Genomic DNA, 21,078 nt, shown 5'->3' on the forward strand with positions numbered 1-21,078 from the left:
GGCCCTACGTCCCCGGCTTGCGGCCGTACACGTAGACGTCCTCGCCCTTCCCGAGCAGGTTCCAGTACGCCTTGGCGTCGGCGGACCGCATGTTCACGCAGCCCCCCGAACCGGGCGGGTTCCACATGCTCTTGGCGGTCGAGTGGAAGGCGATGCCGCCGTCGAAGAACTGGGCGTACGGCATGGACACGTTGTAGACCGTCGACCAGTGGTCGATGCTGCGGTGGTAGATCCTCTTCAGGCCGGTCCGGGTCTCGGTGCCGTCCTTGCCCGTGCGTACCGGCACGGGGCCGTACTTCAGGGCGGCGCCGTCCTGGATCCAGCTGAGCTGCCGCGTCAGGTCCACGCAGGCGATCCGCCCCCGGTTCACCGGGCAGGCACCCGCCCGGTTCGGGGTACTGCCCGCCGCCCGCTGGGCCAGCATCGTGCTCATCGCCCGCCAGGTCAGCGGCCCGGCGTAGCCCTGGGCCGGGCTGATCGCGTGGCTCCTCTGGAACGCCCGGACGGCCGCGCAGTCGGCAGCCGACTGCCTGCCGTCCACGGGCCGTCCCAGGAACTTCTCCACCTGGCGCTGGTACGGCCCGGTGGACAGGTTGCACGAGGCGGCCTCTGCCGTACCGCCCCACGCGACCACCGCCAACGGCAGTGCCAGCGCCGCCGCCCCGCCCCACACGGCCGCGCGCCCTCCCGCCCGCCGCGCCTTCCGCGCCGTCCCTGTCGTCCCCGTCCCCATCCGGTCCTCCCCTGCTCACCGCACTTCGTCCTCCGTGTTCAATGCCCGGAAAACGAGCAGGGGTTGCCTGCGATGGAAGCGAAGTCCCGTCAGCGCGCGCCCGCCGCGCAAGCCGGCATGCGCCGCTGCGCGCGGGCCGCGTGCGTCCCGTACAGGGTGATCGAGACGACCCCGAGCACCGCGAGCAGCGCGATGCCGACCGTGGCCGCCCAGCCGGCCTCGTGGTAGGCGAGGGCGCCGAGGGTGCCGCCCACGCTGGAACCGAGGTAGTACGCCGACTGGTAGAGCGCGGAGGCCTGCGCACGGCCCGTCTTCGCGGTCCGGCTCACCGCGGCCGAGGCCACCGCGTGCCCGGCGAAGAAGCCCGCCGTGATCAGGACCAGGCCGAGCACCACCGCCACCAGGGTGTCCGACAGCGACAGCAGCAGCCCCAGCGCCGTGGTGGTGACGGCCAGGTACAGCGCGCCGCGCCGCCCCGTACGGGCCACCAGCTTGCCGGCGGCGGCCGAGGAGACCGTACCGACCAGGTAGATCAGGAAGACCGACCCGACCACGCCCTGGCCGAGCGAGAACGGCTCGTCCACCAGGCGGTAGCCGATGACCGTGTAGACCGCGCCGAAGACCGTCATGAACAGCGCGCCGATCCCGTACAGCCGCAGCAGCAGCGGATCGCGCAGATGACCGGCGACGGTACGGCCCACCGCGCGCGGGTTCAGCGACGCCGGGCGGAAGAACCGCGCCCGGGGCAGCAGCACCAGGAAGACCACCGCGCAGGCCAGCGCCATCACGGCGACGGCGGCCAGACCCGCCCGCCAGCCTCCCAGCTGCGCCGCCCAGCCGGTGACGAGGCGGCCGCTCATGCCGCCGATGGAGTTGCCCGCCACGAACAGGCCGATCGCGGCCACCAGCGCCCGGGGCCCGACCTCCTCCGCCAGGTACGCCATCGCGGACGCCGGGATGCCGGCGATCGCCGCACCCTGGACGGCCCGCAGCACCACCAGCCACTCCAGGTTCGGGGCGAAGGGGACGAGGAGCGCGACGCCGACGGCGACCGCCATCGACCAGGTCATCATCCGGGTGCGGCCGAACCGCTCGGAGAGCGCGCTGAGCGGCAGGACGAACAGGGCGAGGGCGCCGGTGGCCGCGGACACCGTCCAGCTGGCCTGACCCGCCGTCACCCCGAGGTCCTCGGAGATCGCGGGCAGCAGCGCCTGGGTGGAGTAGAGGAGGGCGAAGGTCGCCAGTCCGGCGGCGAAGAGCGCGAGGCTCATCCGGCGGTAGCCGGGGCGGCCGGGGGTGTGGGGTTCCGGTACGGGGGACGACGCGGTGGAGGCACCCGCGATGGCGGGTGCCCCGGTATGAACGGGAGGCATGCTTCGAAGGTAGGCCGCCGTTTTTCATGCGTCCAATGCACAGAATCGCAATAATCGATCCACTGCTGCATCAGCAAAGGTCAGGAGCGTGCATGTCGACGAACCGTTACGTAGAAGACATGGCGGTGACAACCTCGCTGGCGCCCAGGCTGGCGTATTTCGTCGCGGTCGCCCGACACGAGCACGTCACCCGCGCCGCCCAGGAGCTGGGCGTGCCGCAGTCCACCCTGTCCCGGGCCATGGTCCGCCTCGAACAGGACCTGGGCGTCAGCCTGTTCGCCCGCAAGGGCCGCACCGTCGCCCTCACCACGGCGGGCCGCACCTTCCTCGCCTCCGCCGAACAGGCCCTCGACGGCATCGCCCACGCCGCCGAGTCCGTCCAGCAGGACGCCGACGCGGCCTACGGAAAGGTCGCCTTCGGCTTCCTGCACACCCTCGGACCCGAGACCGTGCCCGGCCTCATCCGCGCCTTCCGCGCCGACCACCCGCGCGTGCGCTTCTCCCTGGTCCAGAACTACGGCGAGGCCATGCTGGAGAAGCTGCGCGCCGGCGAACTCGACCTCTGCCTCACCTCACCGCTCCCGGACGCCCCCGACCTCGTCGCCCGCCGCCTCGACGAACAGCGGCTGCGCCTGGTCGTCCCCGACGACCACCGCCTCGCGGGCCGCAAGCGCATCCGCCTCGCCGAGGCCGCGGAGGAAACCTTCGTCACCCTCGAAGCCGGCTACGGCCTGCGCCGCATCACCGACGACCTGTGCGCGGAAGCCGGGTTCAGCCCCCGCGTCGCCTTCGAGGGCGAGGAGGCCGAGACCCTGCGCGGCCTGGTCGCCGCCGGCCTCGGCGTGGCCCTGCTGCCGCCGCCGGCCGTGGCCCGCCCCGGGGTGGTCGAGCTGAACGTCACCGCTCCGCGCGCCGTCCGCGAGATCGGCGTCGCCTGGCTCGACGGCCACCCCGACACCCCGCCGGTCGCCGAGTTCAAGCGCTTCCTCCTCTCCCGCCGCGGCCGCCTCATCCCGGAACTGGAACATCCCGCGGCGCAGGAGGGCCGGCAGGGCGAAAACTGATGGCCCTCGGCGGCCGCGGCGAGCAGAATCGGCAGGGTTGCCGAAGCCCGGGGGGATTGCTGTTTGGACGTGTTCGTGTGCGCCGGGTGCGGTACGGAGCTGACGGCCCCCGTCTCCCGGGTGGCCCTCCCCGTCCACGCCCACTACGGAGCGTGGGAGGAACTGCATCCTCCGCTGATGGACCCGGGGACGTACGCCCTCGACCCCCGGCCCACCGGACCGCCCTGGCGGCTGTGGGACGACGTGGGTGAGGACCTGGCGGCCGAACAGGGCGTGTACCTGCCGCGGTACTCCGTCTCCTTCGGGTCGCGGGACCGGGCCGTCATCGCGCCCGGCGACTCCCGGGCCATGACCCTGATCCTCGAGAAGTGCGAGGGCTACTGCCAGGGCATCGACGGCCGTGACGGGCCCAACCTGGCGTGCGAGGGCTGCGGACGCGCCGTGGCGACGCGCATGGACGACTGCGGGCTGTGGCAGGCGGTGTGGCTGGAGCCCGACGAGGTCCGGCGCATCCCCTCCGGCGCACCCGCCGTCCCCGTCCCCGGCTGGGACGAGCTGGACCTGGCGTCGTACGCCGTGCCGCCCGTCGAGCTCGACGGCTCCTGGAGCCGCCGCTGGGAGGCCGCCGTCCCGGTGGCCCTCGCACACCTGGTGGTGGCCTGCGAAGGCCGCCCGGTGGCGCTGCCCGGCCCCCTCGCCGACCTGGTCGGCGAGGCCGTCGCCGGCTACCTGCCCCCCGGACCCCCGGTCCGCACCGCGCGTCTCGCCGGGCCGGGCAGGCCGGTGCCCCGGTCCGGGGACGACATCCTCGTCGTCCCGCGCCATCCGGTGACGGGGGAGCCGTGGCCGCCCCCGCACGGCACCGCGCCCGTGGTACCCCTGGACATCGGCGTCTGGGCCCACCTCGTCCTCCCGGGCGAGACCTCGCCGCTGCCGGCGTCCGGCACCCTGCCCGAAGGGGTCCTGCGCGACGACTACATCCAGCCGCTGCGCACGTGGCGCGGCTTCTTCCCCCACTCCCGGGCCTTCGGCGACAGCCTGGCCCGCCTCCCCGGCATCCGCCGCCCCGAACTGCGCGCCTACTACGACCGGTACAGCGGACCAGGACCGCACTAGTCCGGCGGGGCGGGGGCCGGCGCGGGGTGCGGCGACAGCAAATAGCCGGCCTGGAAGCGGGACTTGGCGCCCACCGCCCGCATGATCTCGGCGATGTGGCGCTGGCACGTCCGCTCCGACATGCCGAGGCGGCGCGCGATCACCTTGTCCTCCAGCCCCTCCGACAGCAGCCGCACGATCGTCTGCCGCAGCTCGTCCGAGATCGACCGGGCCGCCTCGGGACCGACCGACGTCGGGAAGGGCTCCGCCCCCAGCCACGACCGCTCGAAGGCCGAGATCATGAAGTGCACGACACTGGGCTCCCGCACCACCAGCGCCGCCCCGCTGCGCTCCGGCACCGCCATCAGCCCCGTACGCCCGTCGAACACGAGCATCCGCATCAGCCCGTCGCCCAGCGTCCGCACCTGCGCGCCCAGCGCCGTCACCCGCTCCACGTACGCGGCCGTGGGCCGCGAGTACCGGGCCGTGTGCTGGTAGATCGTCCGCATCCGGACCCCGCGGGCCAGCAGCGACTCGTCCCGCCCGATCGACTCCTCCAGGGACTCCGGCGGACGGCCGCCCCCCGGCTGTGAAGTCAGCAGCTCCTGCTCGCACGCCGCGGCCAGCTCCGCGATCAGCCCCCGTACGGCGCCGAGGTCCGTGACCAGCTCCAGGTGCCCCGCCCCGCTCGTGTCCCGGTGCGCGGTCCCCGCCTCGTACGCGGGCACGAGCGCCTCCAGCCGCCCCCGCAGCCGGTCCATCTCGTCGTGGGTCTCCCGTACGAGCAGGGCCAGCGGCGCCAGGGCCCGGGCCGCCGCCGCCCGCGGCGCCACCGCGCTCCACCGCTGCGGCCCGCCGCCCGGCGCCCGCTGGAGCAGGTGCGCGGCGGCCAGCTCCGTGATCGCGGCGGCCGCGCGCACGCCGAGGGCCCGCGTGGCCTCCTCCGCGTCGAAGGCGTGCCGTTCGACGGCGTACGCGTACAGGCGTCGGGCGGCGGGGGTCAGCTCCCCGGACGCACCGGCCGCCCTGGCCGCCGCGCCGGACGCTCCGGTTCCCTCGGCTCGCATGTGCGTATTCGTCCCGGTCTGGACTTGTTTGTAAACCCCTCGTGTTCCCGCAAGGCGGCAAGACGACGCCTGAGAAGACCCATTCGGCATATGTCGAGGAGGCACAGTGGTCACACGGCGTGAAGGGGGAAACGCAGTCGCGCCGGTCCATCCGTGCCATCCGACCGAGAGGGGGCGGAACGGCGGGCACGGACGGACCGGCGCGGAACACCGGCCCTGACCGGGGCCGTCAGCCGGAGGGCTTGGCGTAGTCGGCGAAACCGGTCCAGTCCAGCGTCACGCAGGGCTCGTCACCCACCACCCAGGCGTTGTGCCCGGGGTGCACCCGCATGTAGTCGCCGGGGCCGAACTCGGCGCTCTCCCCGTTGTCCATCACGACCTTCATGCGGCCGCTCACCACGTACCCGGTGTGGTCGGCCCGGCAACTGTCCGTCCCGGCCAGCGGCTGGACGTGCTCCGACCACTTCCAGCCCGGCAGGAAGACGGCGCGCCCGACGGCCCCGTCCCCCGTGTCCACCAGGTCCAGCCGGCCCATGCCGCCGACGAACGGCCTGGTCTCGTCGGGTGCGTCGAAGTTCCTGCAGTCGATTGCGGCCATCGCCGATCGCCTCCGGGAGAGGAGCGGGCACCCCGAGTCCACTTCTCACGGTACGCCGGGCGCGGCCCGCTCGCGGTGCGCGTCCCGACCGGGCCCTCACCCCCGCAGCGACCTCCCGAAGCCGGAGGCCAGCGGCATCCGCAGGCCCAGCGGCGGCGGCGCGGCCAGGGCGTCGGTGACGGGACGGGAGTACCGGCCCGAGAAGACCGCGCCGAGGACGAAGTCCACGCCCAGCGCCACCACTTCCGCCTGGTGCTCGCGCAGCCCGTGCCCGTCGGAGTGCACCTCGAACCGGCACGTCGCGCGGTTCGCCTTCTTCGCCCGCTCCGCCAGTCTGAAGGAGGCCTCCGGGTCGCTGCGGGCGTCGTTGGTGCCGTGCACGATCAACACCTGCCGGCCCGACAGCTGTTTCACCGGTTCCGGGGAGTCGGCGGGCGCCCCCTCCCCCAGGCAGGGGGCCAGGGCCAGAACCGAGTTGACGGCCCCGTGCCCCGCCGCCCGCAGCGCGGCCAGGGCGCCGGCGTCGTAGCCGGCCAGGCACACCGGAACGTCCCCGTACCGCCGCACCGCCTCGTCCGCCGCCCACCGCGCCTGCTCCTCCCGGGCGGACTCCCCGCCGTGGATCACGGTGTGCGCGACCAGGCCGTCCCCACCGCCCGCCCGGGCCAGCGCCCGCGCGAGCGGACGCAGGGGACCGGGGGAGAGTCTGGACGCCCCGGGAAGCAGGAGCACCACCCCGTTGACCGGGCTTTCCGTCGGACCCGAGCCGGTTCTCGCGCCGGCCGCCCGCCCCAGGCGGGCCCCGCGCGCCGGCGGCGCATGCTGTGCCATGGCGGAACAGTCTCAGACCTCCGGGTGTACGCCATCCGTCCGCGCGGTCTCTGTTACATATCGACGCCCGTCGGGGACACGACGCTCTACGCGCGTAGGAGTAGAGTGCGCAGATGACGAGCGAGACCCCCAACCTGCCGACCCCGGACCAGATCCGTCGTTCCCCGAAGGTGCTCCTGCACGATCACCTCGACGGTGGACTGCGTCCCGGGACCATCATCGAGCTGGCCCGCGAGGTCGGCTACGAGAACCTCCCCGAGACCGACGCCGACAAGCTCGGCATCTGGTTCCGCGAGGCCGCCGACTCCGGCTCCCTGCCGCGATACCTGGAGACCTTCGCGCACACCTGCGCGGTCATGCAGACGAAGGCGGCCCTCTACCGCGTCGCCGCCGAGTGCGCCGAGGACCTGGCCGAGGACGGCGTCGTGTACGCCGAGATCCGCTACGCCCCCGAGCAGCACCTGGAAGCCGGCCTCACCCTCGAAGAGGTCGTCGAGGCCGTCAACGACGGCTTCCGCGAGGGCGAGCGCCGTGCCAAGGCCAACGGCCACCGCATCCGCGTCGGCGCCCTGCTGACCGCGATGCGCCACGCGGCCCGCGCGCTGGAGATCGCCGAGCTGGCCAACCGCTACCGCGACAACGGCGTGGTCGGCTTCGACATCGCCGGCGCCGAGGCGGGCTTCCCTCCCACCCGCCACCTCGACGCCTTCGAGTACCTCAAGCGCGAGAACAACCACTTCACGATCCACGCGGGCGAGGCCTTCGGCCTGCCGTCGATCTGGCAGGCCCTGCAGTGGTGCGGCGCCGACCGCCTCGGCCACGGTGTGAAGATCATCGACGACATCGAGGTCGCCGAGGACGGCTCGGTCAAGCTCGGCCGCCTGGCCAGCTACGTCCGGGACAAGCGCATCCCCCTGGAGATGTGCCCGACCTCGAACCTGCAGACGGCCGCGGCTGCCTCGTACGCCGAGCACCCGATCGGCCTGCTGCGCAAGCTGCACTTCAGGCTCACGGTCAACACCGACAACCGCCTGATGAGCGGCACCAGCATGAGCCGCGAGTTCGAGCACCTCGTGGACACCTTCGGCTACACCCTCGACGACATGCAGTGGTTCACCGTCAATGCGATGAAGTCCGCGTTCATTCCTTTCGATGAACGACTGGCCATGATCAATGAGGTCATCAAGCCGGGCTATGCGGAGCTGAAGTCGGAGTGGCTGTTCCGTCAGACCGCCTCCACCAGCGGTTCTGTCTCGGCCTAGGCCATGGCATGACGTACTGAAAGCGCCCGGGAGAGGCAATTTCCGGGCGCTTTCTCGTATTAACGGATGTTTGCGGGCGGGGGTTTGAAGTGACTAGTTTGCGGAGCCGCTCAATTCCCCGTCGCAAGGAATATCTTCCATGAAGCAGTCAGCTGCCAAGTTCCTCGGTGCCGCCGCCGTCGGTGCCGCCCTCGCCGCCGTCGCCGCCGGTACCGCCTCCGCCGCCGTTCCCGCCATCGGCATCACCGACGCGCTCGGCACCGCCACCGGCGCGCTCGAGGGCGTCACCAGCCAGCAGCAGATGAAGGGCGAAGAGGGGCAGCCGAGCGACCCCACCGCCGCGGTCACCGGCCTGCTGGGTCCGGTCACCGGCGCCCTCAACGGCTGACGCCCACGCGAGACGGACGAACGCACGCGCGGCGGTCGCACTCCCCTTCGACGAGGTGTGTGTGCCGCCGTGCGGTGTGCCACGATCACCACCAACTGCCCGCCGACGCACGGGGTATGAGGTTCTCGGTCATGCGCATGAAGGCACGAGCGACGCTGGTCGCGCTGGTCCCCGCCCTGCTCTTCGCCGCGGTCGGGTGCAGCAGTACGGACGCCCCCGCGACCGGCAGGTCCCCCGACCCCAAGGGGTCCGAGGTCGGCGCCGGCGGCGCGCCCGGCGCCTCCGCGGCGTCCCCGGACCCGACCGGATCGGCCCCGCCGAAGACCGGCGGCACCAAGCTGGAGCGGTCCGCGCTCGCCCAGGGCGACCTGGCCGGCTATCAGATCTCCGCCCAGGGCAAGAACCCGAACGCCCCGGACGGCCAGCCGCAGGCCGACAAGAAGGCCTGCCAGCCGCTGGCCGACATCATGGGCGACAAGCCCGACCCCGCCGCGCGCGAGACCGTCAACCGGGGCATCGGATCGCAGAAGCAGATGGGGCTCGCGGTCTCCGCCTCCGTCAGCTCCTACTCCGAGAGCGACGCGAAGGCGCTGGTCGCCCGGCTCAAGGCCGCCGTCGCCGCCTGCGGCACGGGCTTCTCCGCCACGGTCGACAAGCAGACCGGCAGCTACCGCGACGTCCGCACCGCCGACTACCGCACGAGCGGCGACGAGAGCGTCAGCTGGACCACGACCGCGACCGGCCAGGGCGTCTCGGCGCAGGTCCACCTGGTCGTCGTACGCGAGGGCGACACCGTCGTACGCCTGATGGCCCTCAACGTGGCGGGCGGCGGGCAGAAGGTCCTGGTGCCGCAGGAAGTGACCGACAAGCAGGTGGAGAAGGTCCGGAAGGCCGGCTGAGCGTCCGGCCCCCTACCAGGCGGTCGAGGCGGACTTCTCGTTCGGCAGCAGCACCCACAGTGCGATGTAGATCAGGAACTGCGGGCCGGGCAGCAGACACGAGACGGCGAAGATGGCGCGCATCGTGTTCGCGGACATTCCGAAACGCCGTGCGAGTCCGGCGCAGACTCCGCCGATCCAACGGCCGTCACGGGGGCGGACCAGGGCGCTCATGGGGTTCTCCTTCGTCGGGATCGCCTTCTTGCGATGCCTCAATACTCCCGCTGGACCGCCGACAGAACGTCGGTCCAGGGACCGAGCCCGACCCTGGAAATCTTCGGGGTGTCCCCCTGATAAACGGCATGTGAGCGGCGCAGCCGCGCCCGCAGCGCCGGTACGACGGCCGCATGCGCCAGCAGCACGCCGAGGGTGTTGAGCAGCACCGAGTCCACGTCGACGACCCGGCCCGGGACCCCGCTCTGGAGCATCTCGATGCTGAGCGAGACCAGCGCGCCCGCCGCGGCGGTCCGCACCAGGGACGACCACTCGGCCAGCCGCGACAGCCAGAGCCGACCGCTGACGAGCGGCACCAGCACCCCGAGCGGGGCCAGCAGCGCTACTCCCTCCCCGATCCGCCGGGCGGCCTCCAGCGGCCCGAGGGCGAGGTCCGCCCTGATCCCCTCCAGCGGGGTCAGATTGCCGGCGGCGGCCCAGGGAACGTCGAGGGGCCGCAGGGTCAGCCAGCCGACGACCAGGAGATGGGCGGCGAGAAGGACCCCGGCCAGGAGTCGGAGACGGAGGGGGATCGCGGGGGCGCCGGCGGGAGCGCCGTCGGCCTCAATACGCTGCACACCTGCGAGGACGCATCACCTGACAGCCCCGGTTCCGCCTCGGACGTGTGGCGGTCGGCACGCTCCGTGTCTGCCGGCTGTGCGTCGGTCTTCTGCCGCCGGCCCCGGTCAGCGGGTGGCGACCAGGACGATCAGCAGCAGCGCGCCGACCACGGCGGGCGCGATGATCTCGTACGACCAGTGCACCCGCACGCTGCCCTGGGCGCCGGGCCGCTCGGCCCCGCGCTCGGCCAGCCTCTGGAGCTCGTCGACGATCCGGTCCGCACTGGCCCGCATCGGCTCGGCCGGGACCTTCGCCTTCTCGCCCGGGGAGCGGCCCTCCCGGTCGCGGAGCCCTTCGTAGCGCAGGCGCTGCCGGTTGGCCTTCTTCCGCTCGCGCAGCGAGACGGGCACCGACCACAGCTGGTACTTCGACCCCTCGGCCAGCACCTCCGCCGAGTAGCCGGAGCGCACGGCGTCCACGGCGGCCCAGGGCAGCTCGATGATCCGGAAGGGGTTCCGTACGCGCATCCGGTCGTCGTTGGCGAAGACGGCCGGGCGGATCGTGAACGCCACGATCAGCGGCACCGCGCACAGCGCTGCCGCCAGCGCGATCCACGGGGTGTTCCCCGAGCCGCGCACCACGGCGTCCCCGCAGAGCCATGCCGTCAGCGCGAGCAGCAGCACCCCCGAGACGACGCCCATGGAGGAGCGGTAGACCCGGTCGTCGTAGACCGGTTCATCGGTCGGCTGCTGGCTGCTCATGGGGTCGATTCTGCCCCACCGCGCCGGCCGGCTGTATCGGCGCACGGGATCGGCGTACGGGATGAGGTGGTCGGGCCGGCCACGGTGCCGGTGGCCCGCCGGACGGAGGGAGCGGGATCAGCGCTGCGTGCGGCCGCGGCGGCGGGCGAGGAAGGCGGCGCCCAGGCCCGCGACGACGGCGGCGAGGCCGGCGCCCGCGGAGGCGGCCACCGGGGCGCCGGCGTCCTCGGCGGCCTCCTCCCCGGCTCCGGCGGCGACCCCGCCCTGGGGTGCGACGGCGGTCCGGCCGGCGGTCCGGGCCTTCGGGGCGGCCGGGGCGGCCGGGCCGGTGGAGGGCGAGGGCGCCGACTGCGCGGCCGGCGTTGCCTCCCGCTCGGGGGCGGGGGCCGCCTCCTCCTCGAAGGGGTAGGTGCGCGCGCAGCCCGCGGGCAGCTCCGGGAAGAGCGCCGTCCCGAGGGGGCTCTCCCCGCCGGGGGTCGCGTACGTGAAGGAGGGCCGGGCCCCGCTCGCGTTCACGATGCGGGCAGCGGTCCGGTCGTCCTTCGCCGGGGCGGGGGCGGTGCGGGTCAGCTTCTCGCGGGGCTCCTTGGTGATCCCGTCCACCAACTGCACCTGCGGCCCGTCGGGGGTCGTCGTCAGGTCGGCGACCAGCGTCCCGTGCAGGCCGAGCCGCTTCGTGGCGGAGACGCACCGGGCACCGTGGGTGCGGGCCGCCTCGGACAGCGGCAGCGGGAAGGACTCGGTGGCGCCGGCCTTCGTGACGGTGAGGACGGGGGCGGCCGAGTCCACCCCGGTGATCTCCAGGTCCAGGCCGTTCACGGTGTCGGCGGTGTTCGCCCGGTCCAGCACGGTCAGCACCCGGAACATGTAGTGGTCGCCGGGCTTCCAGTCCGGTCCGACGGCGCGGATCCAGGCCTCCGGGCCCTCCGCCTCGTGGCGCAGCACCGCGACGAGGCCCCCGCCGATGGAGGCCGGGGTGCCCGAGAACCGGTCCGCGGGGCTCTGCGAGGTGACCGCGGCAGCCTGCCGGACGGTCGTCGCGGCGTGCGCGGCGCCCGCGGCGGGGGCGAGGAGCGCGCCGGCGAGGGCGGCGGTGGCGAGGGAGGCACGCAGGGCGGTACGCATAACGACTCCTTGAAGCGTTGTCCGGGGTGGAGGAGAGCCGCATGCCGCGTCTTTCTCTGTCGGGTTTCGTCCGGTGAGCTCTGGCGGGCTGCTGGAAGGAAATCTATTGATCTTGTGCGCGTGGACGATCGCCTGCGTGTCATGGCCGGGTAACAGGAGGCGGAGGTGTCGATTCCGTAGCGGATCGCCCGGAATCGAGGGAGGGGGGTGACAGGTCGCTACGCGCGTAGATATGCTCATCTGGTGACCATGCCCACCACCCTCACCGCATTCGCTGACGTGACGACGTCCGACAGTGCGCTGCGCCGCTTCCTGCACGGGCTGCCCGGCGTCGACGCTGTCGGTCTGGAGGCCCGCGCGGCCTCCCTCGGCACCCGCTCGATCAAGACGACGGCCAAGGCGTACGCCATCGACCTGGCCATCTCGATGATCGACCTGACGACGCTGGAAGGCGCGGACACCCCGGGCAAGGTCCGGGCGCTCTCCGCCAAGGCCGTCCACCCCGATCCGACCGACCGCACCACCCCGATGACGGCCGCCGTCTGCGTCTACCCCGACATGGTGGCCACCGCCAAGGCCGCGCTGAACGGCGCCGACGTCAAGGTCGCCTCCGTCGCCACCGCCTTCCCGGCGGGCCGCGCCGCGCTGCCCGTCAAGCTCGCGGACACCCGTGACGCCGTCGCCGCCGGCGCCGACGAGATCGACATGGTCATCGACCGTGGCGCCTTCCTCGCCGGCCGCTACCTCGAGACGTACGAGCTGATCAAGGCCGTCAAGGAGGCCTGCGCCCGCCCCGACGGCAGCGCCGCCCGCCTGAAGGTCATCTTCGAGACCGGCGAGCTGTCGACCTACGACAACATCCGCCGCGCCTCCTGGATCGGCATGCTCGCGGGCGCCGACTTCATCAAGACGTCGACGGGCAAGGTGGGCGTCAACGCCACCCCCGCGAACACCCTGCTCATGCTCGAAGCCGTCCGCGACTTCAAGGCGCAGACTGGAATCCAGATCGGCGTGAAGCCGGCCGGCGGCATCCGCACCACCAAGGACGCCATCAAGTTCCTGGTCCTGGTCAACGAGACCGTGGGCGAGGACTGGCTGAGCAACACCTGGTTCCGCTTCGGCGCCTCCAGCCTGCTCAACGACCTGCTGATGCAGCGCCAGAAGCTGAGCACCGGCCGTTACTCCGGTCCCGACTACGTGACGGTGGACTGATCACCATGGCATCCCTCTTCGAGTACGCACCGGCTCCCGAGTCCCGCTCGGTCGTCGACATCGCCCCCTCCTACGGGCTCTTCATCGACGGCGAGTTCACCGACGCCGCCGACGGCAAGGTCTTCAAGACCGTCTCGCCCAGCAGCGAGGAGGTCCTCTCCGAGGTCGCCCAGGCCGGCGCCGCCGACGTGGACCGTGCCGTGAAGGCCGCCCGCAAGGCCTTCGAGAAGTGGTCCGCGCTGCCCGGCTCCGAGCGCGCCAAGTACCTCTTCCGCATCGCCCGGATCATCCAGGAGCGCAGCCGCGAGCTCGCCGTCCTGGAAACCCTGGACAACGGCAAGCCGATCAAGGAGACCCGCGACGCGGACCTCCCGCTGGTCGCCGCGCACTTCTTCTACTACGCGGGCTGGGCCGACAAGCTCGACCACGCGGGCTACGGCGCGAACCCGCGCCCGCTCGGCGTCGCCGGCCAGGTCATCCCGTGGAACTTCCCGCTGCTGATGCTCGCGTGGAAGATCGCCCCGGCGCTCGCCACCGGCAACACCGTCGTCCTGAAGCCCGCCGAGACCACCCCGCTCTCCGCGCTCTTCTTCGCGGACATCTGCCGCCAGGCCGGCCTGCCCAAGGGCGTCGTCAACATCCTCACCGGCTACGGCGACGCGGGCGCTGCCCTCGTCGAGCACCCGGACGTCAACAAGGTCGCCTTCACCGGCTCGACCGCCGTCGGCAAGGCCATCGCCCGCTCGATCGCCGGCACCGACAAGAAGGTCACCCTGGAACTGGGCGGCAAGGGCGCCAACATCGTCTTCGACGACGCCCCCATCGACCAGGCCGTCGAGGGCATCGTCAACGGCATCTTCTTCAACCAGGGCCAGGTCTGCTGCGCGGGCTCCCGCCTCCTGGTCCAGGAGTCCATCCACGACGAGCTGCTGGACTCCCTCAAGCGCCGCCTCTCCACCCTGCGCCTGGGCGACCCGCTCGACAAGAACACCGACATCGGCGCGATCAACTCCGCCGAGCAGCTCGCCCGGATCACCGCGCTCGCGGACACCGGCGAGGCCGAGGGCGCCGAGCGCTGGTCCCCGGCGTGCGAGCTGCCGTCCGCCGGCTACTGGTTCGCCCCGACGCTCTTCAGCAACGTCACCCAGGCGCACACCGTCGCCCGCGACGAGATCTTCGGCCCGGTGCTGTCCGTGCTGACCTTCCGCACGCCCGACGAGGCCGTCGCCAAGGCCAACAACAGCCAGTACGGCCTCTCCGCCGGCATCTGGACCGAGAAGGGCTCGCGCATCCTCGCGGTCGCCAACCAGCTCCGCGCCGGTGTGGTGTGGGCCAACACGTTCAACAAGTTCGACCCGACCTCGCCCTTCGGCGGCTACAAGGAATCGGGCTTCGGCCGCGAAGGCGGCCGCCACGGTCTGGAGGCCTACCTCGATGTCTGAGTCCTCTGTACGTCTGAACGTCTTCAAGACCTACAAGCTGTACGTCGGGGGCAAGTTCCCCCGCTCCGAGAGCGGCCGGGTGTACGAGGTGTCCGACTCCAAGGGCAAGTGGCTGGCCAACGCACCCCTGTCCTCCCGCAAGGACGCGCGTGACGCGGTCGTCGCCGCACGCAAGGCCTTCGGCGGCTGGGCGGCCGCCACCGCCTACAACCGCGGCCAGATCCTCTACCGCATCGCCGAGATGCTGGAGGGCCGCCGCGAACAGTTCGTCCGCGAGGTCGGCGACGCCGAGGGCCTGTCCAAGTCGAAGGCCGCCGCCGTCGTCGACGCGGCCATCGACCGCTGGGTCTGGTACGCCGGCTGGACCGACAAGATCGGCCAGATCGCGGGCGGAGCCAACCCGGTCGCGGGCCCGTTCTTCAACCTCTCCACCCCCGAGCCGACCGGTGTCGTCACCGTCGTCGCCCCGCAGGACTCGTCCTTCCTGGGCCTGGTATCCGTGATCGCCCCGGTGATCGCCACCGGCAACACGGTAGTCGTCATCGCCTCGGAGAAGGCGCCGCTCCCGGCCCTCTCCCTGGGCGAGGTCCTCGCCACCTCCGACCTGCCCGGCGGCGTCGTCAACATCCTGTCCGGCAAGGCCGCCGAAATGGGCCCGCACCTGGCCTCCCACCAGGACGTCAACGCCATCGACCTGGCCGGCGCCGACCCCGCCCTGGCCAAGGAGCTGGAGATCGCGGCCGCCGACAACCTCAAGCGCGTCCTGCGTCCACAGCCTGTGGACGACTGGAGCGCCGACCCGGGCACCTCCCGCATGACGGCGTTCCTGGAGACCAAGACCGTCTGGCACCCCACCGGGTCGCTGGGCGCGGGCGGCTCGTCCTACTAGAACCGCCCCAGCAAGACCGGCCCCGGCAGCGTCCCCCGCGCTGCCGGGGCCTCTCCCTGTCCCGGGCTCGGTTCGCCTCCGGCGGCGCTCCTGCCGGCTCCAGGCAGGCGTACGTCCTCGAAACCGCTCCCCCCTGTTCCGGGCTCGGTTCGCCTCCGGCGGCGCTCCTGCCGGCTCCAGGCAGGCGTACGTCCTCGAAACCGCTCGTTCCTCGCGGTTTCTCCGGGCGCTCGCCCGCCTTCGCCGGCGCGCCGCCTTCGGCTCACTCGCCGGGGAGCCGGGGAGCCGGGGAGCCGGGGGCAGGGGTTGGTCAGCGGGGGGCCAGGGGGCCCAGGAGGGACGAGACCGCCGCCGCGGGGAGTTCACCCACCGACGGGCCCTGGGTGAGGATTCCCGTGACCGCCGTCGTGCCCACCGCGGGGAAGTCCGCGACCTTGGTGGCGACCCCGTTGTCCAGCGGATCCACCCCCGTGTGGGCCAGCGGGTTCACCTTGAGGTTCGCGATCGGATCCGTCACCCCGGCCACGGCCGCCGGAACGTCCAGCTCACCGGCCTGCGCCCCGCCCGCGGCCATCGCCAGCGCGGCGCCGGCCATCGAGAGGGTCAGGCCCGCGCTGCGGAGCCGGTTCGGTGCCGAAGGGGCTGCGTGACGTGCCATGGGGATCCCGCCTGTGGTCGTAGTCGCGTGCGCACGCAGCGTAGTGGAGGTGTGTTCCTGGACACCAACCGGTCACCGGGAGGATCCCCTACCCGGGGGAATGGTTCAGACTGGTGTCCCGTGAGCTCTTCCTCTCCTTCGCCGACCCGAGTCGTCCTGCTGACCGGTCCGTCGGGCTCCGGAAAATCCTCGCTGGCCGCCCGCTCCGGGCTGCCCGTGCTGCGCCTCGACGACTTCTACAAGGAAGCCGACGACCCCTCCCTTCCGCTGGTGGAGGGCAGCTCCGACATCGACTGGGACTCCCCGCTCTCGTGGGACGCCGACACCGCCGTCGCCGCGATCGCCGAGCTGTGCGCGTCAGGACGGACGGACGTGCCGGTCTACGACATCGCCACCAGCTCCCGCACCGGCTGGGACACCCTCGACATAGCCCGCACCACGCTGTTCATCGCGGAGGGGATCTTCGCCGCGGACGTGGCCGCCCGCTGCCAGGACCTCGGCCTCCTCGCGGACGCCATCTGCCTGCGCGGCCGCCCCTCGACGACGTTCCGCCGCCGACTCGCCCGCGACCTGCGCGAGGGCCGCAAATCCGTACTGTTCCTGCTCCGGCGCGGCTGGCGCCTGATGCGCGCCGAGCGGGGCATCGTGGCCCGCCACGTGGAACTGGGCGCCCACGCCTGCGGCCCCGACGAGGCCCTCGGCCGTCTCGCGGCCGCCGCAGCCGGCCGCCACCGCTCCACGACCCCCGCCGCCGCGTAGTCGCCGGCGTCTGCCCGCCCGGAAAAGGGTGCGCGGGACCGGTCGGACCCCCGGCCGACCGATCCCGCGCTTTCTCCCCCGTTGGCCGCCGTCTCACCCCCGCAAGACGGTCCCCCGTGGCCGGGGTGGTTCATGTGGTGAGCTGTCGGCCGCCCTCAGGCGACCAGCTCCTCGAAGGACTCCGCCTCGTCGCGGCCGAAGCTCAGCGCCTCGTCCTCCCGCAGGCGCCGCAGCGAGCGCCAGATGCTCGACTTCACCGTGCCGACGCTGATGCCCAGGATCTCCGCGATCTCCGGGTCCGTACGGCCCTCGTAATAGCGCAGCACGAGCATGGTGCGCTGCGGCTCCGGGATGCGGGTCAGCGCCTGCCACAGCACCGCGCGCAGCTCCGTACCGCGCATCGCGTCCGTGTCGGAGGCCGTCTCCGGCAGCTCCTCCGTCGGGTACTCGTTCAGCTTGCGCCGACGCCACGCGCTGATGTGCAGGTTCGTCATCGTGCGACGCAGGTAGCCGCCGACGGCGGCCTTGTCGCTGATCCGGTCCCAGGCGCGGTACGTGGAGAACAGCGCGCTCTGCAGCAGGTCCTCGGCCTCGTAACGGTCACCGGTCAGGTGGAAGGCCGTCGCGTACAGCGCGGCGCGCCGCTCCTGGACGTACGCGGTGAACTCCGCCTCGGACGTCGAGGACGGGGTCTGCTGCTGAGCGGGAACCGCCTGGTACTGGTGTGCGTCAATGGCTACGACGTGGGCCGGCCGGGGCCGGGCGACCGCCACCGAACGGACACCCGCCCGGCGGTTCACATCGTGCAGCCGCGTGACAACCGCGCTGGTGCTGGTGCTGTGCAGCGTGTTCATCTCGCGCCCCCCGTCGTGGAGTGTCTCTGCTTCGGATCGCTGTGCGTTGACAAGAAGACTGCCCGGCCGACTTAACCGGGGTGTCCGTCGACTGTCACAGCACTGTCACAGCGGCCTTCGAAAAGGATCCCGGCCGACTCCCGCCGGATCTGGTCCCCCTGACGGTCGAACTCCCGACTGCCCATGAGACAGAATGAGCCCGTGCCTTTCCTGTTGCTGATCGAGGACGACGACGCCATCCGCACGGCCCTCGAACTCTCCCTGTCACGCCAGGGCCACCGTGTGGCCACCGCGGCGACGGGCGAGGACGGCCTGAAACTGCTGCGCGAGCAGCGGCCGGATCTGATCGTGCTGGACGTGATGCTGCCCGGGATCGACGGCTTCGAGGTGTGCCGGCGGATCCGCCGCACCGACCAGCTGCCGATCATCCTGCTCACCGCGCGCAGCGACGACATCGACGTCGTCGTCGGCCTGGAGTCCGGGGCCGACGACTACGTGGTCAAGCCCGTCCAGGGGCGCGTCCTCGACGCCCGCATCCGGGCCGTACTGCGCCGCGGCGAACGCGAGTCGAGCGACTCGGCGAGCTTCGGCTCCCTCGTCATCGACCGGGCCGCCATGACCGTGACGAAGAACGGCGAGGACCTCCAGCTCACGCCGACCGAGCTGCGACTCCTCCTCGAACTGAGCCGCCGGCCCGGACAGGCGCTCTCCCGCCAGCAGCTGCTGCGCCTGGTCTGGGAGCACGACTACCTCGGCGACTCGCGGCTCGTCGACGCCTGCGTCCAGCGGCTGCGCGCCAAGGTCGAGGACGTGCCCTCCTCGCCCACCCTGATCCGCACGGTCCGGGGCGTCGGCTACCGCCTGGACTCCCCGCAGTGATCCGGTCGTTGCTCGCGGGCCGGCGCTGGACCAGCCTGCGGCTGCGGCTCCTCGTCGTCTTCGCACTGGTCGCCCTGACGGCCGCCGTGTCCGCGTCCGGGATCGCCTACTGGCTCAACCGCGAGGCCGTGCTCACCCGCGTCCAGGAGGCCGCCCTCGGCGACTTCCGCCAGGAGATGCAGAACCGTGCCGCCGCACTGCCCGTCGACCCGACGCCCGAGGAGCTGCAGCGCACCGCCGAGCTGATGGCGGGCAGCAGCCCCGGCTACAGCGTCCTGCTCGTGCAGGAGGGCAAGGACGACCGCCAGATGTACGGGGCCGCCGGGCCCGACAACTTCCGGCTGACCGACGTGCCGAAGTCCCTGCAGAACGCGGTGAACGACCGGCAGAAGACGACCGCGGCGAACGACGCCGAATACCACGTGTACTGGCAGCGCACCAAGCCGCGCGGCAACCCGTACCTGGTCGGCGGGACGCGGATCGTCGGCGGCGGACCGACCGGATACATGTACAAGTCCCTCGCGCAGGAACGGGACGACCTCAACGCGCTCGCCTGGTCGCTGACCATCGCGACCATCCTCGCGCTGCTGGGCTCCGCGCTGCTCGCACAGGCCGCGGCCCGCACCGTGCTCAAGCCCGTCCAGCGGCTGGGAGACGCGGCGCGGCGGCTCGGCGAGGGCGAACTGGACCACCGCCTCGACGTGTCGGGCACCGACGAACTCGCCGACCTGTCGCGCACCTTCAACAAGACGGCCGAGGCGCTGGAGAAGAAGGTCGCCGACATGAGCGCGCGGGAGGAGTCGAGCAGGCGCTTCGTCGCGGACATGTCCCACGAACTGCGCACGCCGCTGACCGCGTTGACCGCGGTGGCCGAGGTGCTGGAGGAGGAGGTCGACGACCTCGATCCGATGATCGCACCGGCGGTGACCCTGGTCGTCAGCGAGACCCGGCGCCTGAACGACCTCGTGGAGAACCTGATGGAGGTCACCCGCTTCGACGCGGGTACGGCCAAGCTGGTGCTGGACGACGTCAACGTCGCCGACCAGGTCACGGCCTGCATCGACGCCCGGGCCTGGCTCGACGCGGTCGAACTCGACGCCGGCCGGGACATCGTGGTGCGGCTCGACCCGCGCCGCCTCGACGTCATCCTGGCCAACCTGATCGGCAACGCGCTCAAGCACGGCGGCTCGCCGGTGCGGGTGTCGGTGGCCGTGGAGGGGGACTGGCTGGTGATCGCGGTCCGGGACAACGGGCCGGGCATCCCCGAGGAAGTCCTGCCGCACGTCTTCGACCGCTTCTACAAGGCGAGCGCGTCGCGGCCGAAGTCGGACGGCAGCGGGCTCGGACTGTCGATCGCCGTGGAGAACGCGCACATCCACGGCGGCGACATCACCGCGGCCAACGCGGCGGGCGGCGGGGCGCTGTTCACCCTGCGGCTGCCCGTGGACGTGGGAAAGGCGATCACTGGTGACCCGGATGCGTAAGGTCCTGCCGGCGGTGCCGGCCGTACTGGCCCCGCTCGTCGGGATCGCACTGCTCGCGACCGCGGGCTGCGGGATCCGGGCGACGACCGTGCCCGTGGACGTGGGCGCGGCGCCGTCGCGCGTCTCGTGCGACACCCCGGCGCAGCCGGGCGGCCAGAGCGGGGAGCCGGGCTTCCCCGCCACGGTGGAACTGGTCTGCGGGTCGCAGCTGGTCGGCGTGGAGCGGATCGTTCCGATGCCGGAGAAGGGCACCGTACGGGATCCCGCCGTACAGGCCGCGCAGGCGCTGCTGGAGGCGCTGGAGCGGACGCCGAACGCGGAGGAGCGGGACGCCGGCTTCTCGACCGGGGTGCCGGCCGGGCTGACGGCGGGCGCGCCCAAGCCGGGCGACCCGGCGGGCACGGTACGGCTCAGCCGCAAGCCGGAGGACCTGCCGCCGGTGGCGCTGTCGCAGATCGTGTGCACGCTGGCGAGCAGCGAGACGGTGTCGGCCGGCCCCGGACCGGTGGTCCTCGGCGGACCGGACGCCGATCCGCCGCGGGCGTGGGAGTGCACGGACGCGGTCCGCTCCCGGCCGGAGTCGGTGCCGACGCTGGGTGAGATCGTCCGCCCGACCGCGACCGCGACCGCGACCGCGACCGCCACCGCGTCCCCCGCAAGCTGAGATTCGCGTCCGGGCGCGCCGCCGCTGCGGGGAGACGGGCCGCGCAGGCGCCCCGACCACGCCGACGGCCCCCGAGCCGGGGCTCGGGGGCCGAGGGGAAGCGGGCGGCCAGGCCCCCGCCGGACGGGGCGGGAACCTGGCCGGGCGGGGCCGAAGCCCCGGGCCCCCGGGGCGACGGACGGAGCCGGCGCAGCGGCGCGCAGCCGGGCAGGCCCGGCTGGGGGCCGA

Annotated in this window: 23 protein-coding genes; 12 read left to right on the forward strand and 11 right to left on the reverse strand. The window is 72.7% G+C overall.

Features of this window, described 5'->3' with window-relative positions; translation table 11 throughout:
• Nucleotides 1-4: 4 nt before the first annotated feature.
• Together AVW11_RS10345 and AVW11_RS10350 are read right to left on the reverse strand one after the other, a co-directional pair.
• Nucleotides 5-733 carry a L,D-transpeptidase family protein gene (locus AVW11_RS10345; RefSeq protein WP_076043834.1) on the reverse strand — a complete coding sequence of 243 codons (729 nt, stop codon included), beginning with the start codon at nt 731-733 and terminating at the stop codon, nt 5-7.
• A gap of 89 nt (nt 734-822) precedes the next feature.
• Complete coding sequence (locus AVW11_RS10350; RefSeq protein ID WP_076043835.1) at nt 823-2,106, reverse strand: MFS transporter; 1,284 nt, start codon at nt 2,104-2,106, stop codon at nt 823-825.
• Nucleotides 2,107-2,168: 62 nt separating this feature from the next.
• Here AVW11_RS10350 and AVW11_RS10355 point away from each other — a divergent pair, with 62 nt between their 5' ends.
• Nucleotides 2,169-3,170, forward strand: coding sequence for a LysR family transcriptional regulator (locus AVW11_RS10355; protein ID WP_206281896.1), 1,002 nt, complete (start codon nt 2,169-2,171; stop codon nt 3,168-3,170).
• Nucleotides 3,171-3,239: 69 nt separating this feature from the next.
• Nucleotides 3,240-4,286, forward strand: a complete 1,047-nt coding sequence (locus tag AVW11_RS10360; protein ID WP_338058856.1) for a hypothetical protein — start codon at nt 3,240-3,242, stop codon at nt 4,284-4,286.
• Here AVW11_RS10360 and AVW11_RS10365 read toward each other — a convergent pair.
• The 3 genes from AVW11_RS10365 to AVW11_RS10375 form a co-directional block, all read right to left on the reverse strand.
• A complete protein-coding gene (locus AVW11_RS10365) occupies nt 4,283-5,332 on the reverse strand; it encodes a helix-turn-helix transcriptional regulator (RefSeq protein ID WP_240528156.1) in 1,050 nt (349 codons plus the stop codon). The genes AVW11_RS10360 and AVW11_RS10365 overlap by 4 nt on opposite strands.
• Before the next feature lie 229 nt (nt 5,333-5,561).
• The gene (locus AVW11_RS10370; protein ID WP_030851227.1) at nt 5,562-5,930 is read right to left on the reverse strand and encodes a cupin domain-containing protein; all 369 of its coding nucleotides are present in this window, start codon (nt 5,928-5,930) and stop codon (nt 5,562-5,564) included.
• A 96-nt stretch (nt 5,931-6,026) separates the two neighbouring features.
• Complete coding sequence (locus AVW11_RS10375; RefSeq protein ID WP_076043837.1) at nt 6,027-6,761, reverse strand: alpha/beta hydrolase; 735 nt, start codon at nt 6,759-6,761, stop codon at nt 6,027-6,029.
• A gap of 113 nt (nt 6,762-6,874) precedes the next feature.
• Between AVW11_RS10375 and AVW11_RS10380 the strand changes: the two genes are divergently transcribed.
• The 3 genes from AVW11_RS10380 (at nt 6,875) to AVW11_RS10390 (ending at nt 9,310) form a co-directional block, all read left to right on the forward strand.
• A complete protein-coding gene (locus AVW11_RS10380; protein ID WP_030851223.1) occupies nt 6,875-8,023 on the forward strand; it encodes an adenosine deaminase in 1,149 nt (382 codons plus the stop codon).
• A 139-nt stretch (nt 8,024-8,162) separates the two neighbouring features.
• Nucleotides 8,163-8,411 carry a hypothetical protein gene (locus AVW11_RS10385; protein ID WP_030851221.1) on the forward strand — a complete coding sequence of 83 codons (249 nt, stop codon included), beginning with the start codon at nt 8,163-8,165 and terminating at the stop codon, nt 8,409-8,411.
• A gap of 131 nt (nt 8,412-8,542) precedes the next feature.
• On the forward strand, nt 8,543-9,310 hold the full coding sequence (locus AVW11_RS10390) for a hypothetical protein (RefSeq protein WP_079250582.1): 768 nt from the start codon (nt 8,543-8,545) through the stop codon (nt 9,308-9,310).
• A gap of 12 nt (nt 9,311-9,322) precedes the next feature.
• Here the strand turns inward: AVW11_RS10390 and AVW11_RS10395 are convergent, their stop codons facing one another.
• The 4 genes from AVW11_RS10395 to AVW11_RS37360 form a co-directional block, all read right to left on the reverse strand.
• Nucleotides 9,323-9,523, reverse strand: coding sequence for a PspC domain-containing protein (locus tag AVW11_RS10395; protein WP_030851215.1), 201 nt, complete (start codon nt 9,521-9,523; stop codon nt 9,323-9,325).
• A gap of 38 nt (nt 9,524-9,561) precedes the next feature.
• Nucleotides 9,562-10,131: a VanZ family protein gene (locus AVW11_RS10400; protein ID WP_076043862.1), complete on the reverse strand. Its 570-nt coding sequence runs from the start codon at nt 10,129-10,131 to the stop codon at nt 9,562-9,564.
• Between the two features lie 117 nt (nt 10,132-10,248).
• Nucleotides 10,249-10,884, reverse strand: a complete 636-nt coding sequence (locus tag AVW11_RS10405; protein ID WP_030851208.1) for a PH domain-containing protein — start codon at nt 10,882-10,884, stop codon at nt 10,249-10,251.
• 117 nt (nt 10,885-11,001) lie between these two features.
• A complete protein-coding gene (locus tag AVW11_RS37360; RefSeq protein ID WP_076043839.1) occupies nt 11,002-12,009 on the reverse strand; it encodes a hypothetical protein in 1,008 nt (335 codons plus the stop codon).
• Between the two features lie 249 nt (nt 12,010-12,258).
• Here AVW11_RS37360 and deoC point away from each other — a divergent pair, with 249 nt between their 5' ends.
• The 3 genes from deoC to AVW11_RS10425 are packed head-to-tail and all read left to right on the forward strand — an operon-like array spanning nt 12,259 to nt 15,552.
• The gene (gene deoC / locus AVW11_RS10415) at nt 12,259-13,221 is read left to right on the forward strand and encodes a deoxyribose-phosphate aldolase (RefSeq protein WP_030964387.1); all 963 of its coding nucleotides are present in this window, start codon (nt 12,259-12,261) and stop codon (nt 13,219-13,221) included.
• Nucleotides 13,222-13,226: 5 nt separating this feature from the next.
• Nucleotides 13,227-14,663: an aldehyde dehydrogenase family protein gene (locus AVW11_RS10420; RefSeq protein ID WP_030661561.1), complete on the forward strand. Its 1,437-nt coding sequence runs from the start codon at nt 13,227-13,229 to the stop codon at nt 14,661-14,663.
• Nucleotides 14,656-15,552 carry an aldehyde dehydrogenase family protein gene (locus tag AVW11_RS10425; RefSeq protein WP_060178816.1) on the forward strand — a complete coding sequence of 299 codons (897 nt, stop codon included), beginning with the start codon at nt 14,656-14,658 and terminating at the stop codon, nt 15,550-15,552. The genes AVW11_RS10420 and AVW11_RS10425 overlap by 8 nt, the downstream gene beginning before the upstream one ends.
• A 310-nt stretch (nt 15,553-15,862) precedes the next feature.
• Here the strand turns inward: AVW11_RS10425 and AVW11_RS10430 are convergent, their stop codons facing one another.
• On the reverse strand, nt 15,863-16,210 hold the full coding sequence (locus AVW11_RS10430) for a hypothetical protein (RefSeq protein ID WP_030851191.1): 348 nt from the start codon (nt 16,208-16,210) through the stop codon (nt 15,863-15,865).
• Between the two features lie 51 nt (nt 16,211-16,261).
• On the opposite strand from AVW11_RS10430, the gene AVW11_RS10435 reads away from it, so the two are divergent.
• Nucleotides 16,262-16,969 (forward strand): uridine kinase family protein, encoded by a 708-nt coding sequence (locus AVW11_RS10435; RefSeq protein WP_076043841.1) that lies wholly within the window; start codon nt 16,262-16,264, stop codon nt 16,967-16,969.
• Between the two features lie 155 nt (nt 16,970-17,124).
• Here AVW11_RS10435 and AVW11_RS10440 read toward each other — a convergent pair whose 3' ends face one another.
• On the reverse strand, nt 17,125-17,823 hold the full coding sequence (locus tag AVW11_RS10440) for a SigE family RNA polymerase sigma factor (RefSeq protein WP_030851184.1): 699 nt from the start codon (nt 17,821-17,823) through the stop codon (nt 17,125-17,127).
• Between the two features lie 201 nt (nt 17,824-18,024).
• Here AVW11_RS10440 and afsQ1 point away from each other — a divergent pair, with 201 nt between their 5' ends.
• Genes afsQ1 through AVW11_RS10455 form a run of 3 tightly spaced genes read left to right on the forward strand, consistent with a single transcriptional unit; the run spans nt 18,025 to nt 20,850 of the window.
• Nucleotides 18,025-18,702 (forward strand): two-component system response regulator AfsQ1, encoded by a 678-nt coding sequence (gene afsQ1, locus AVW11_RS10445; RefSeq protein ID WP_063754818.1) that lies wholly within the window; start codon nt 18,025-18,027, stop codon nt 18,700-18,702.
• Nucleotides 18,600-20,186 carry an ATP-binding protein gene (locus AVW11_RS10450; RefSeq protein WP_413081799.1) on the forward strand — a complete coding sequence of 529 codons (1,587 nt, stop codon included), beginning with the start codon at nt 18,600-18,602 and terminating at the stop codon, nt 20,184-20,186. Before afsQ1 ends, AVW11_RS10450 begins: the two co-directional genes overlap by 103 nt.
• Nucleotides 20,179-20,850: a hypothetical protein gene (locus AVW11_RS10455; protein ID WP_076043863.1), complete on the forward strand. Its 672-nt coding sequence runs from the start codon at nt 20,179-20,181 to the stop codon at nt 20,848-20,850. The genes AVW11_RS10450 and AVW11_RS10455 overlap by 8 nt, the downstream gene beginning before the upstream one ends.
• Nucleotides 20,851-21,078: the final 228 nt, after the last annotated feature.

This window comes from Streptomyces amritsarensis, from assembly GCF_001953875.1.
Taxonomy (GTDB): domain Bacteria; phylum Actinomycetota; class Actinomycetes; order Streptomycetales; family Streptomycetaceae; genus Streptomyces; species Streptomyces amritsarensis.